At 40.7% G+C, this 14,284-nt stretch carries 13 protein-coding genes; 2 read left to right on the plus strand and 11 right to left on the minus strand.

Features of this window, described 5'->3' with window-relative positions; translation table 11 throughout:
• Positions 1-116 precede the first annotated feature (116 nt).
• Complete coding sequence (thiI, locus tag M0M83_RS04110) at positions 117-1,568, plus strand: tRNA uracil 4-sulfurtransferase ThiI (protein ID WP_248467677.1); 1,452 nt, start codon at positions 117-119, stop codon at positions 1,566-1,568.
• A 70-nt stretch (positions 1,569-1,638) separates the two neighbouring features.
• On the opposite strand, the gene M0M83_RS04115 is transcribed toward thiI, so the two are convergent.
• The 3 genes from M0M83_RS04115 to panE all read right to left on the minus strand — a co-directional run bounded on the left by M0M83_RS04115 (position 1,639) and on the right by panE (position 4,034).
• Complete coding sequence (locus M0M83_RS04115) at positions 1,639-1,782, minus strand: Hok/Gef family protein (protein ID WP_004914564.1); 144 nt, start codon at positions 1,780-1,782, stop codon at positions 1,639-1,641.
• A 784-nt stretch (positions 1,783-2,566) separates the two neighbouring features.
• A complete protein-coding gene (yajL, locus tag M0M83_RS04125; RefSeq protein ID WP_248467678.1) occupies positions 2,567-3,160 on the minus strand; it encodes a protein deglycase YajL in 594 nt (197 codons plus the stop codon).
• The gene (gene panE / locus M0M83_RS04130; protein WP_213912937.1) at positions 3,123-4,034 is read right to left on the minus strand and encodes a 2-dehydropantoate 2-reductase; all 912 of its coding nucleotides are present in this window, start codon (positions 4,032-4,034) and stop codon (positions 3,123-3,125) included. The genes yajL and panE overlap by 38 nt, the downstream gene beginning before the upstream one ends.
• Before the next feature lie 187 nt (positions 4,035-4,221).
• Between panE and M0M83_RS04135 the strand changes: the two genes are divergently transcribed.
• Positions 4,222-4,713: a YajQ family cyclic di-GMP-binding protein gene (locus M0M83_RS04135; RefSeq protein WP_004914551.1), complete on the plus strand. Its 492-nt coding sequence runs from the start codon at positions 4,222-4,224 to the stop codon at positions 4,711-4,713.
• Between the two features lie 37 nt (positions 4,714-4,750).
• On the opposite strand, the gene M0M83_RS04140 is transcribed toward M0M83_RS04135, so the two are convergent.
• The 8 genes from M0M83_RS04140 to ampG form a co-directional block, all read right to left on the minus strand.
• Positions 4,751-6,112, minus strand: coding sequence for an MFS transporter (locus tag M0M83_RS04140; protein WP_213912936.1), 1,362 nt, complete (start codon positions 6,110-6,112; stop codon positions 4,751-4,753).
• A 303-nt stretch (positions 6,113-6,415) separates the two neighbouring features.
• Entirely contained in the window at positions 6,416-7,303 is an 888-nt protein-coding gene (gene cyoE, locus M0M83_RS04145) for a heme o synthase (RefSeq protein WP_248467680.1), read from the minus strand.
• A gap of 12 nt (positions 7,304-7,315) precedes the next feature.
• The gene (locus M0M83_RS04150; RefSeq protein ID WP_125891977.1) at positions 7,316-7,648 is read right to left on the minus strand and encodes a cytochrome o ubiquinol oxidase subunit IV; all 333 of its coding nucleotides are present in this window, start codon (positions 7,646-7,648) and stop codon (positions 7,316-7,318) included.
• Complete coding sequence (locus tag M0M83_RS04155) at positions 7,649-8,263, minus strand: cytochrome o ubiquinol oxidase subunit III (RefSeq protein WP_004905456.1); 615 nt, start codon at positions 8,261-8,263, stop codon at positions 7,649-7,651.
• A complete protein-coding gene (cyoB, locus tag M0M83_RS04160) occupies positions 8,253-10,244 on the minus strand; it encodes a cytochrome o ubiquinol oxidase subunit I (protein WP_036958554.1) in 1,992 nt (663 codons plus the stop codon). The genes M0M83_RS04155 and cyoB overlap by 11 nt, the downstream gene beginning before the upstream one ends.
• A gap of 4 nt (positions 10,245-10,248) precedes the next feature.
• Positions 10,249-11,220: a cytochrome o ubiquinol oxidase subunit II gene (gene cyoA / locus M0M83_RS04165; RefSeq protein WP_248467682.1), complete on the minus strand. Its 972-nt coding sequence runs from the start codon at positions 11,218-11,220 to the stop codon at positions 10,249-10,251.
• Positions 11,221-11,647: 427 nt separating this feature from the next.
• Positions 11,648-12,418: an outer membrane protein OmpK gene (locus tag M0M83_RS04170; RefSeq protein ID WP_125891979.1), complete on the minus strand. Its 771-nt coding sequence runs from the start codon at positions 12,416-12,418 to the stop codon at positions 11,648-11,650.
• A 280-nt stretch (positions 12,419-12,698) separates the two neighbouring features.
• Positions 12,699-14,201, minus strand: a complete 1,503-nt coding sequence (ampG, locus tag M0M83_RS04175; protein WP_125891980.1) for a muropeptide MFS transporter AmpG — start codon at positions 14,199-14,201, stop codon at positions 12,699-12,701.
• Positions 14,202-14,284 lie beyond the last annotated feature (83 nt).

Consider the following 14,284-nt stretch of genomic DNA (forward strand, 5'->3'; position numbering starts at 1 on the left):
ATTCAACCCGCAAGATAGTGTTATAATACGCCTCATTATTGACAATTGGTAACGTGTCATGTGTCTCTGTTAAGGCACATTCGTTTGCCCCCAACCACCACGAACATGCAGCTATTATGAAGTTTATCATTAAGTTATTCCCAGAAATTACCATTAAAAGCCAAACTGTTAGGCTACGTTTCATTAAAATTTTGACCAGTAATATCCGTAACGTGCTTAAACCACTTGGCGAAGAAATTTCGGTTGTCCGTAATTGGGATAACATTGAAGTGCGTGTGAAGGGGGAAACAAAACACGACGAAATTTGTGACATGCTAGGGCGTATCCCAGGTATTCACCATATTCTCGAAGCGGAAGAAAAACCATTTACCAGTCTACATCATATTTATGAAATGACACATGAAGCCTATGGTGAGTCATTAGAAAATAAAACATTCTGTGTGCGGGTAAAACGTCGCGGTAAACATGAGTTTTCATCTATCGATGCTGAACGCTATATTGGTGGTGGCCTGAACCAGCACATTTCGTCTGCAAAAGTTAAACTTAAAGACCCTGATACCACGATCCACTTAGAAATCGAAGATGATAAACTCATCTTAGTTAAAGCACGAATTGAAGGCATCGGTGGTTTCCCTATCGGGACCCAAGAGGATGTGTTATCACTCATTTCCGGTGGCTTTGATTCGGGTGTATCAAGCTATATGTTGATGCGCCGTGGCTGTCGTGTTCACTATTGCTTCTTTAATTTAGGCGGCGCTGCACATGAAATTGGTGTGAAGCAAATCGCACATTATCTGTGGAACCGTTTTGGTAGCTCCCATAAAGTCCGTTTTATTGCTGTAAACTTTGAGCCAGTTGTGGCTGAAATTTTAGAAAAAGTGGATGATGGGCAAATGGGTGTCGTGCTCAAACGTATGATGGTAAGAGCCGCATCTAAAGTTGCAGAACGTTATGGCGTGCAGGCTATTGTTACGGGTGAAGCACTGGGGCAGGTGTCAAGCCAGACTCTAACAAACCTGCGCTTAATTGATAATGCGTCTGATACCCTTGTATTAAGGCCGCTAATTTCTCATGATAAAGAACATATTATCAAGCTAGCTCGTCAAATTGGTACTGAAGATTTTGCTAAAACCATGCCTGAATATTGTGGTGTGATATCAAAAAGCCCAACAGTGAAAGCGGTGAAAGCACGAATTGAAGCGGAAGAGGGTAATTTTGATTTCAGTATTTTAGAGTCTGTTGTTGAACAAGCGCAAAATATTGATATTCGCCAAATTGCACAAGAAAGCCTTGAAAAAGTCCCCGAAATTGAAATGGTGAGTGAGCTTTCAATTGAAAATGAAGTGATTTTAGATATTCGTTCAATTGATGAATTTGAAGATAAACCATTAAACGTGGATGGAATGGAAATTAAGCATATTCCATTCTATAAGCTGAGCACGCAATTTGGTGATTTGCCGAAAGATAAAACCTACTTATTATATTGTGACCGTGGGGTAATGAGCCGTTTGCAAGCGCTATACCTAAAAGAACAAGGTCATGAAAATATAAAGGTTTATCGCCCATAACTTAAAACAGGGTGCTTGCATCACCAACTCATCATCAGAAAGAAATGTGGGGGGAAATCCCCCCACAAGACTAGTTATCGCAGGATAACGTAGCTTGAACCAGTGTGCTTCCACTGCTGATACTGAAAGAGCAGAGCCTTTCTTGCATCAATAACGAAAAACACAATACCGTAAGGCACACGGTAACTAGCCCCAGAAGGGCAATTTTGGCCATTCCTCTTGACTCCTTTTCGAAAAGGAGACAGAATCAAATTGTTGAGTGTTTGAGACAGCCTCGGATTAAGATTAACATCTAAATTCGGGGCTTTCGTCTTTTTGGCTCTCATAAATGCTTGAACCAAAATGATCCAAGCACCCGCGGCGATCATAGCAAAAACTCACTCTAAACAAATCTTTTTGTTGTTCATTTTTAAAATAAAATCATTTAAATTCAGTTTGTTATAATGATTTTGATATCATTGATATTAATATGATTATTGATGCAACCGCAATGGAAATGGCAAACTGTACTGAATAAAAATAAGTAGAGAATAAAAACAGGGTGCTTGTATCACCAACTCATCATCAGAGAGAAATGTGGGGGGAAATCCCCCCACAAGACTAGTTATCGCAGGATAACGTAGCTTGAACCAGTGTGCTTCCACTGCTGATACTGAAAGAGCAGAGCCTTTCTTGCATCAATAACGAAAAACACAATACCGTAAGGCACACGGTAACTAGCCCCAGAAGGGCAATTTTGGCCATTCCTCTTGACTCCTTTTCGAAAAGGAGACAGAATCCAATTGTGTGAGTTGGAGACTGCCTCGGATTAAGATTAACATCTAAATTCGGGGCTTTCGTCTTTTTGGCTCTCACAAATGCTTGAACCAAAATGATCCAAGCACCCGCGGCAATCATAGCAAAAAAGTGCTGTAAACACAGGCGCTTTTGGTATTTAAATCTTATTATTCATGCGGTTAAGTTGTTTCTCTAATCCATGATTCGGAATTTTTTTGTGACTAATCTTCCAAATAATCATTAATACCATTAGGTAAAACGAGCTGTGCGGCAACTTGAGCGGCTGTTTCTCTGCCTACTAATAATTCAATTAATTTTAATGCAAAGTCAAAAGAGGTGGCAGGGCCTTGGCTAGTCAGCAGATTGACGCGCTCATCAAAATAAACTCGGCGATCGACCCATTTATGGGCTGGGATTTTATCTTTCATTGATGGAAAACAGGTCATATTACCTAGCGGAAACAATTGGTGGTATTCAAGCACAAGCGCTGGTGCAGCACAAATAGCCGCCACAATTTTACCATCTAGATGCATACGGCGAACTTTTTCAACAACCAGAGGGCTATCACGGAATGTTTCCGCTCCAGTTATCCCACCAGGGAGTACAATGGCATCAAAAGGCTCATCCGCGACTTTTATCAACGGAATATCGGCAATAATTTTTAATCCACGTGAAGCGCTAATGGTTAAAGAGCCATCTTCAGTCACACTCGCTAAGGTCACATTAATGCCTGCTCTAACTAATAAATCAGCAGTAACGGTAAATTCGATTTCTTCACTACCATGAGCGATGCAAATTAGAACGGAAGTCGTCATATTGTTGTTCTCTATTTTTGACTAAATGGTAAAGGCGATCGTTTTCAGGTGTGCTAATCCCATGAGCTCGTGCTTGTTTAATTAAAAAACCGGTTATGTAGTCAATTTCAGTGCGGCGATTATTACGGGCATCTTGTAACATGGATGAATAGTTATCTGCAGTATTATTCATAATGCCATAGATATATTCTGTTAGCTCTGTTTTATCTGTATGTAACCCTTCAGCTGCCATGACATGGCATATTTCATCAATGATCCGAGATATTTGTGCGGAATATTTGATTAATTCACCATTCTTACAATCGTGCTCGACGGTGAGGGGGTTAATGACACAGTTGGCGATTAATTTACGCCAACAGGTTGTTAGAATTTGATTATGCCAAGCCACATCAGGGAGGGCTTCGTGCAAAATATCCGCAATCGGGTAGTAAGCCTGTGCTTGGGAATTAATCGCGCCAATATGGGTGATACCATTGGCAACATGAAAGACTTGGTTATTTTCTTGCCACGCCGCATGTGTTGTCACACCAGCTAAAATAGGGTGACGCAACGGAGTCAGTTCCTCAACCGTGCCCATGCCATTATGCAGTAATAAAATGGGGGTATTTTCTGGGATAGTTTTAATCAGAGGCAATAAAGCATCAGAAACTTGCCATGCTTTTAAACAGACAATGATTAACTCGCTACTTTGCAAGTGATTAATATTATTACAAGGAATGAGCTCTCGGAAAGTACGTCCATCGGGTTCATTAACATCGACGAATAAATCAGACTGTGCAACACGTAGCCAACCTTGTACGTCATGTCCTTGCATTGCAAGAGAAGCAAGCCACAGTTTACCTATCGCACCACAACCAATCAGAGTTATTTTCATTGTTTCCCCTTTGAAAATGGGAGTTTAACGTCTTATAAGGTAAGGCGGAAGTGATCTCTTGCCAGTATAACCTTTTACTATACTAAGTTATAGATAATGAAACATCATAGGCCCTGATAACTTGAAGTGATATGAGTAAAAACGTTATCATGCGCACAATCTAAAAATTATCAGTGAGGTTCTGGCTATGCCATCATTTGACATTGTATCTGAAGTGGAAATGAATGAAGTACGTAATGCGGTGGAAAATGCACAGCGTGAGTTAACCAGCCGTTGGGATTTTAAAAATGTCGAAGCCAGTTTTGAGCTAAATGACAAAAATGAATCCGTTAAAATTACTAGCGAATCTGATTTCCAAGTACTTCAGTTAGTTGATATTTTAAGAGAAAAAATGGCAAAGCGCGGTATTGATGGTGCGGTATTGAATGTGCCTGAAGATATCGTTCATAGTGGAAAAACCTATAGTGTTGAAGTTACGTTCAAGCAAGGTATTGATGCTGCGATTGCTAAAAAAATCGTTAAATTAATTAAAGACAGTAAACTGAAAGTTCAAGCACAAGTTCAAGGCGACCAAGTGCGTGTGACGGGTAAAGCCCGCGATGACTTACAATCGGTTATGGCGCTAGTGCGCGGTGGGAATTTAGGCCAACCTTTCCAATTTAACAACTTCCGCGATTAGTTGTTTATTAAGTAAGCCCGCAATGGCGGGCTAATTTTTACTGATTTATTAATGTTTCAAGTTGCTCTCGATTAATGATTTTTCTATCAACTTTAACATAAGCACTAAATTCCTCGTCAACGACAAGCGCTTCCATCACCCCTTCTTGAGCTTGTAATTTTTTCTCAAGGCCTCTTGTATCTCCAATATGGTTGGGTAATTCAATACGAATACTGCTGACATAAGGAGGCTGCTGCATGGTCAGACTAATGATAAACCAGATGACGGTTAAAATTAAACCACCAATAAAAACGGTACCAGCCCCTTCAAAACTGTACAACCACCCACCGACAATACCACCAATGGCAACACCTAAAAACTGGCTGGTGGAGTAAACTCCCATGGCTGTTCCTTTATAGCCTGCAGGTGCCTCTTTACTGATTAGTGACGGTAAAATGGCTTCCATGATATTGAAAGCAATAAAAAAGAGTTGAATACCGAGGAAAATCACCCATAAGTGACTACCAGAAAGCCATAAGGTAATTTCAGCTAATGCTAAAACGATAATGCAAAATAAGAAAACCTGTTTCATTTTGCGGTGTTTTTCCGCATAAATAATAAAAGGAAGTACTGTTACAAAGGCGATTAACATCGTAATCAAATAAGCTTTCCAATGGTCTTTCGCTAAAAAGCCAGAGTCAGTCATGATAAGAGGTAAAGCAACAAAACTGGACATCAATAGGGTATGTAAGCAGAGGATCCCTATATTTAATTTGAGTAACTGTGGGTGCATTAAAACGGTTTTTAAATTACTTTGCACAAATGCAGATTCACGATTTAAGATATGAGTATTAGTATTAGGAACAACAAAAACAGTCACTGCAATAGCACCAACTGCAAGTAGTGCTATTCCCCAAAATAGACCACTTAAACCAATCAGGTTGGTGAGAATTGGACCCAGTACTAGCGCTATAGCAAAAGTTAAACCGAAACTAATACCTAGAAATGCCATGGCTTTAGTTCGATTTTGCTCTCGAGTTAGGTCGGAAAGTAGTGCCATGACGGCAGCTGAAATGGCACCGGCACCTTGTAAAGCACGCCCAATAATAATTCCCCAAATTGAATCGCTTAATGCTGCAACGATACTTCCGATAATAAAAATAACTAATCCAATAATAATTAAAGGCTTTCTGCCAATTTTGTCTGACATCAAGCCAAAAGGGATTTGGAAAATAGCTTGGCTAAGGCCATAGATACCAATAGCGACACCCACTAAGAACTCGCTAGCTCCTTGTAAATGCATTCCATAGCTCGTCAAAATAGGTAATACCATAAACATTCCCAGCATTCGCAAGGAAAAAACTGAGCCTAACCCCCAAGTGGATCTAAGCTCTGCGGACGTCATTTTGTTATCATTCATTTTTATTCTTCATATTTCGTGCGGTAGCGGTGTTGGCTCTCTTGGCTACTTAGGTCGCATACTGGTAGCACAATAAATTTGTGTTACGTTGTGGTGATATGTTTGTACTATCAATCCATTAGCATTTCTAATAGTGCATTTTATATCTAGCTTATAAATAGCAAGGGGCTATTTAACCATAAAATAGATTCATAAGGATAGGCAGAATAAGTAAAAGTGAGTTGTAAAAGCAGTTAGAGACAAATAAAAAACGGCGGGGAAGGCCCGCCGTTTAGATATTGTTATCATCAGTAAACAGATAAGTTATCTGACGAGAGCTATAACAGTATCGCTTGAAACGATAGGATCAACTGACATCATTACACTCAATGAAGTAATTGCTACGATTGAGAAAATGAACAGTTTTCTAGCCCAGACTCGGTCGTCATTTTCGGTTTTGAAGCCCGAAATTGCCATACCTAGCCACCATAAGCTGACTGCTGCACCTACGATGAGGTACTTATAGCCCGCGTATCCACTGATAGCTAACATCAATGTTGCGACCATAAACGCTAGGATATACAGGAAAATATGTGTCTTCGCGACTGAAATTCCTTTAATAACCGGTAACACTGGAATGTTTGCGGCTTTATAATCCTTAAAGCGGAAGATAGCAATGGCATAAGAATGAGGCATCTGCCACAAACTGAATATCAACAATAGGATAAGTGCACCCATATCGAATTCATTTGTAACCGCGCAGTAACCGATAACCGGTGGTGCCGCGCCTGAAAGGCTGCCAATCAGCGTGCCATAAACGGATTTACGCTTCATATATAGGCTATAAATACCTACATAAACAATGAAGCCGATAACTGCAAGCAGCATTGCCAGCGCATTGGCTGCTACAAGTAGCAGCACCATACCAGCAATACCTAATGCAGCAGCGTAAATCAGGCTAACTTTCGGGTCAATCAGCCCTTTAACTAAAGGGCGATTCTTCGTTCTTTCCATGATACGGTCGATATCACGGTCGATGTAGTTGTTAAATACACAACCAGAAGCCACGACCAGCGATACACCCAGTAAAGTCGCAACGAACAGTGGGTAATTAATTGACCCTTTTGAAGCCAATAAAAAACCACCGATCACAGAAATCAAGTTTCCGAATATAATTCCTGGTTTGGTCACTTGCAGGTATTGCTTAAACATATCGGCAACTCTTTAGTCGAGCATCATATTGATGTTCAGGTTGTACATAATCCACAGCGAGCCGATGACCACGATACCAATAATTAGCATCGTGAACAGGAAGGCAACTAAATTCCAGCGCTCATCTGATGATGTATTCATATGTAAGAAACAAACCAAATGAACTAGAATTTGCACAACGGCCATGCCCACTACAACCCAAAGGATTGCTGAGGTTGACGCCGTACCTTCCATCACCATCCAGAAAGGGATCACTGTCAGGATAACTGATAGAATAAAGCCAATCAGGTATGTTTTTACGCTACCGTGGCTTGCTCCAGTGTGAGCATCTTTTGCATGACTCATTTAAATAGCCCCCAGAAGATAAACAACGGTAAATACACAAATCCACACAACGTCTAAGAAGTGCCAGAACAGGCTTAGGCAGTTTAAACGTGTTTTGTTGACATCAGTTAGACCACGGCGAGTAACTTGGATCATCATGATAATAATCCAGATCAGGCCCGCAGTTACGTGTAGACCGTGGGTCGCAACGAGTGCGAAGAAACCAGATAAGAAACCGCTACGGTCAGGACCAAAGCCTTCTGCAATCAATTCATGGAACTCATAGATTTCCATGATGACGAAGCCTAGACCTAACAGAAACGTTGCGAACAGCCATAAGTTAACAGCAGCTATCTTACCTTTATGCATCGCTATCATTGCGAAGCCGTAAGTAATACTACTCACTAACAGTAAGAAGGTTTCGCCTAATACGAACTTCAGACTGAAGATATCTTTACCAGCAGGTCCGCCAGCAGTTCCATCGGCCAAAACAACATAGGTGGCGAACAAACAAGCAAACAGAATCAAGTCGCTCATGATGTAGAGCCAGAAACCGAATACTTTTGTTCCACCTGCATCGTGGTGCCCATGCTCAGCATGGGCGATATTTTGGTTAGTCATTGTATTAGTTGACATCGTTCACACCTGCCTTACGCAATTCTTCAAAGTGCTTATTCTCGATTTCTTCGATTTCAGCCACAGGTACGTAGTAATCAACATCTTCGTCGAAGCTTTTTGCAATCCAAGTTACGATCATTCCACCGAAACCAATGATTGCGAGCCACCAGATGTGCCAGATCATTGCGAAACCTAAAACCAAGCTAAATGCAGCGATAATAACGCCTGCGCCTGTGTTTTTCGGCATATGAATTTCTTCATATGAAGTTGGTTTCTTATGAGCAAGGCCTTTCTCTTTCAGATCCCACCATGCATCGCGGGTTTGAACGTGTGGTTCAATCGCAAAGTTATAGAAAGGTGGTGGAGAAGATGTTGCCCACTCAAGTGTACGTCCACCCCATGGGTCACCGGTTAAATCACGGTTTTCATGACGGTCGCGGATACTCACAATGATTTGGATAACTTGGCATGCAATACCGATGGCGATTAACGCAGCACCGCCTGCAGCAACCACTAACATTGTGTGGTAAGTCGGGTCAATATTCTGACTTAAACGACGGGTCATACCCATAAAGCCAAGAATATACAGTGGCATAAAGGCTAAGAAGAAACCGATGATCCAGAACCAGAAGGCACGAACACCCCATTTCTCATTTAGTGTGAAGCCATATGCTTTCGGGAACCAGTAAGTCATACCCGCGAAGCACCCGAATACAACACCACCAATGATAACGTTATGGAAGTGAGCAATCAGGAATAGACTGTTATGCAGAACGAAGTTTGCACCTGGAACAGCAAGCAGAACACCAGTCATACCACCAACAGAGAAGGTGATGATGAAACCGATAGTCCACAGCATAGGTGATTTAAACTCGATACGGCCTTGGTACATGGTAAACAACCAGTTGAAGATCTTAACCCCTGTAGGGATTGCGATAATCATTGTGGCGATACCAAAGAAGGCGTTAACGTTCGCGCCTGAACCCATCGTAAAGAAGTGGTGCAACCAAACGATGAACGACATAACGGTAATAACGATTGTAGCCCAAACTAATGAGGTATAACCGAATAAACGTTTTTTCGAGAAGGTCGCTGCAACTTCAGAGAATACACCGAATACTGGGAGAACAAGGATATACACCTCAGGGTGACCCCAAGCCCAAATCAGGTTGATGTACATCATCATGTTGCCGCCCATATCATTAGTAAAGAAATGGGTGCCTAAATAACGGTCTAACGTCAGAAGCGTTAATGTGACGGTTAAGATAGGGAAAGCAGCAACAATCAATACGTTAGTACATAACGCAGCCCAGCTGAATACAGGCATTTTCATCATCGACATTCCCGGTGTACGCATACGGATAATAGTCGCGATGAAGTTAACCCCTGTTAATAGTGTACCAATACCGGATATCTGGAGACTCCAAAGCCAGTAATCGACCCCGACCCCAGGGTTGTACTCCAAGCCGGATAATGGCGGATAAGCCAACCAACCAGTCTGTGCGAATTCACCAACCCCTAGGGAGATGTTGATTAACACAACACCCACAACAAAGAACCAGAAACTCAATGAGTTCAGGAATGGGAACGCAACATCACGTGCACCAATTTGCAGAGGCACAACTAAGTTCATCAGACCAACAACGAATGGGGTTGCCATGAAGAAAATCATGATAACGCCGTGCGCAGTAAAGATTTGGTCATAGTGATGAGGATTTAAGAAGCCCTCTTGGCCAGCAGATGCAAGAACTTGCTGCCCACGCATCATGATAGCATCAGCGAAGCCACGGAATAACATGACCATCGCTACAATGATGTACATGACACCAATTTTCTTATGGTCAACAGAGGTTAACCATTCTTTCCACAACCACTTCCATTTACCAAAGTAAGAAATCACACCAACTAGGCCAAGCCCACCAAGGACAATAGCAATCAATGTGACAACGATAATCGGCTCATGGAGCGGAATTGCATCTAGTGTTAATTTTCCGAACATGCCCTTATTCCTCAGCGCCAGCTGCATGAGCGCTATGGCTCATTTGCATTGAATTACCTGTAGCATTGTTATGGTCAGTCATTGAATGACTTTGATTTTCTACAGGAGCGTGACCTTTATGGTGCTCATGACCAAACTTCAGAACGATATCTTCATAAAGTTTAGGCTTCACGCTAGAGAAGTAGGTAACAGGAACGTTCATGCTTGGCTTAGCGACTTCGTCAAATGCCTGCATGGTGTCCATTGTTTTAGGAGAAGCTTTCACCTTTTGTACCCACTCATCAAAACCTTGACGGTCAGGAGTTGCAATTGCATTGAACTTCATATCAGAGAAGCCGTGGCCACTATAGCTTGCAGAGAAGCCTTTATAAGTGCCTGGTTCGTTAGCGATTAAGTGAAGTTTTGTTTGCATACCCGCCATCGCGTAGATTTGCCCACCTAAAGATGGAATGAAGAATGAATTCATCACCGAATCTGACGTGATTTTGAAGTTAACTGGCACACCGGTAGGGAATGCGATTTCATTAACTGTTGCAATGCCTTGCTCTGGATAAATAAATATCCATTTCCAGTCAGCAGAAATAACTTCAATCGTGACGGGTTCCTGATCACTTACTAATGGCTGATACGGGTCCAGCTCATGTGTCGTCTTCCAAGTGATTGCACCCAGAATAATGATAATGATGATAGGAACAGTCCAGCAGACTAACTCAATTTTATTTGAGTGAGCCCAATTAGGACGGTAGGTTGCTGACGTGTTGGATTCACGGTATTTTCTTGCGAAGATAATCGTCATGAAAATAACAGGAATAACAACAAGTAGCATTAAGCCAATTGCAATAAGAATTAGCTCTTTTTGTTTAACGCCAACGGCGCCTTTTGGATCCATCAACACCATATCGCAACCACCTAATAGTAAGGTAGCTACAACAAGTGAGATTGCTCCGATGCTTTTTTTGTAGTTCATAAGTCTCATCCACGACCCCAAATGACAAAGATTCTAATTGTCGTTTCATCAGTGCGGGCATTTTACGGTAAGGTTATGCGAGTGTAAATGATTGTAAGGCAAAGAAACTGAATTGTTAGCTCTTTATGTTAATATGATCACATGTAATGAACTTATAAACAAAAAGTTAAAATTGATGCGAATTATAAGTATGTGTTGATAAAACTCTATTAATACTAAATTATCTTGGTAATTTTTCAAAGAAAAATATATACAAAAGAAATAAAAAAAGAGGGAAACTGATATAAATGATTAGCAATATGCTAAGGGAAATTACAGTTTTTAGTGCCGATAAAGCTATTTTAGTTGCTTTATCGGCCAAATGATAAAAAAAAATTTTATTTTACTGATAGAAAAAAGAAATTTGTTAAATTTTGATCCAGTTTTCTATATCGAATTAAAATGTGTACTTTAATGTATAAATGATTGCATCCTGATAGAAGGTATCCCCTAATTTATTATCTGCATAGCGGTATTGTACCCCTGCAGAAACATGATTTGTGGCATTCCACCAAAAAGCAAGAGCGCCATTTATGCCATTACTCTTACCGCCGTTATAGCGTTTGTTCCTAGCAAACTCCATTTCATGCCAGTTTGTTATCATGAAATTTTCTTCGAATGCGCTGAAATTATAACCGGCTACCCAACCTGCGACATATCCATTATTACCAGAATAGAATGTCTGATCGGTGTAATTAAGAGCAATAAAAGGCTTAAACCATAAGTCACCGAATGCAGTGTTATAACCAATACCATATAAGGTGTTCACATCATGGAAATTACCACCATACTTGGCTCCCGGTAATGACCAAGTACCATAAACGTGTCCATATAAGTTAAAACCAGTGTCACCTAAGTAAAAGCGGCCTGTTGTTTTAATTGTATAACGTTTATTCCGCCCCGAATCGGTATGTTGGCTGTGGAATGGATTTTCGAGATCAAAAAAACCATATAACTCACCCCAATTAAAATTGGCCCCACCTTCAAGTTCAATATAGGCAAAATCTTTTTTACGTGTCGTTTTTTCTGTTTTGGTTTCAGTGCGATGTGACCAATCTAAATAGTTTATATTGACATCAGCAAAGCCATTTTTATAGCCAATAATATCGTCAGAGTATGCTGTACCTGCTAGAGAGATTAAGGCGGTAATGTAAATGATTTTTTTCATAGATAGATTATCTTCGCTTAATAATTAATGAGGTTTAGCAGTTTGCTAGTTGTTAACACTTTAATTAACCTATTTGTAACTTGTGATATATTAGGCTTGAAAATTGCAATTAAGAAATATTTTACACGAACAAAGTGATCTTAATCACGATTTTTTGATGGTTTTAGTTTGTTTTGTTATTTGGAACTGATTTGTAGTAAAGATCAAACTCCCTAAATAAATAAACTTTACTTAGGGAATTTCGAGGTGAATAAGTTAATGTGTTAATGTATAGAAAGGGTTATTGTTGTACTGTTTTACGGACGGCGAGGAAATCCAAACTACCACCAATAACTAAACTGATAGCACCAATGCTAATACCTGTATTAAAGATGAGGTTTTGGTAATGAGGCAAGCTCAGCCAAAATTCAATTTGTGTCGTAAATAAATAAATTCTCATATCACTAAATGAAAATACAAGTAATGAGAGTAGCCAAATAGCAAGGCAGCTTACGGCAGTAATAAGTGCATATACGGCAATACGATAGCCTCTAGTGTACAATTGACGTCGTTGAAATAGCCCTGTTGTTTGTGTGTAAATTAAGGATGTTCGGCAAGCTAATAAAAGCAAAACGCCAGGAACAGCAACCGCGATCGAAATAAGGTAGAAAAGTGGCCAGCCATAGTTACTGACAAAAATACTCGCGACTGGGCCAATGTAAACACGGCCAACAGCAGAAAGAGCTGAAAGAAGTGCAAACTGTGTTGCAGATAACGACTTGTTACATAATGTCATTAAGAGGGCGACAAACGCAGCAGTTCCCATTCCAGAGAAGATATTTTCTAGAAATATAATCGACCCCATGGTTAAGATATTAGGTGGGGTTATCGCTAAGAACCAATATCCGATATTAGAGCCGCCTTGTAGAAGCCCAAAAATAAATAGAGCTTTAAATAAGCTCATATTTTTCATTAGGTAACCACCAAGTAATGCCCCAACTATAGTTGCTGCCATACCCACAGTTTTATTGACGGTGCCTACTTCACTTAAACTAAAGCCAAGCGCATTTAATAGAAAGTTGGTGTTGAGCGCCATGACAAAGGCGTCACCGAGTTTGTAAAAAACTAACAGAAGTAAGATTAGCCATGCATTGTTCCGGCTAAAAAATTCAGCAAGTGGCTCGTAAATCGCTTTTTTTAGCGAGGTTGGTGCAGCACCGCTCTCTTCAGGTTCTTTTGCGAGCAATGTTGCGATAACACCGATAATCATCAACCCTGCCATAACTAAATAAAGTTGTTTCCACGTTAAAAACTTATCCGCTAGCCAAAGTGCAAGCCCACCAGAAACGAGCATGCTGATCCGGTACCCCATAACGGAGGTTGCCGCACCAATTCCGCGTTCTTCAGCACTGAGTAAATCAGTTTTATAAGCATCAAAAACAATATCTTGTGAGGCTGAACAAAATGCAACAGTAACGGCTAGCGCAGCCAGATACCACAAATGTTCTGAGGGGTTCATAAAGCCCATTGCGGCAATACTGATAATCAACAGAATTTGTGTAGTTAATAGCCATCCTCTTCGGCGGCCAAGAAAGGGTGGAGTGTAGCGATCCATCATTGGGGACCAAAGAAATTTCAATACATAAGCCTGCCCAACCAATGAAAAGAAACCAATGGTTTTAATATCGACATTTTCAACGGTTAGCCAAGCTTGTAATGTACCTGCAGTTAAAGCTAAAGGTAGACCGGAAACAAAGCCTAAAAGGATTAAAGTGATGTTATTTGGTAGAGTAAAACGAGGCATTATTCCCTCTAAGCCAGTGTTATATTGCGCAATACATTGCGCTGCAGAAGTATTAGCTGCGCTATGCTACCCAAGCCCTCTTA

Origin of the sequence: Providencia rettgeri, from assembly GCF_023205015.1 — a bacterium.
Classification (GTDB): Bacteria; Pseudomonadota; Gammaproteobacteria; order Enterobacterales; family Enterobacteriaceae; genus Providencia; species Providencia rettgeri_E.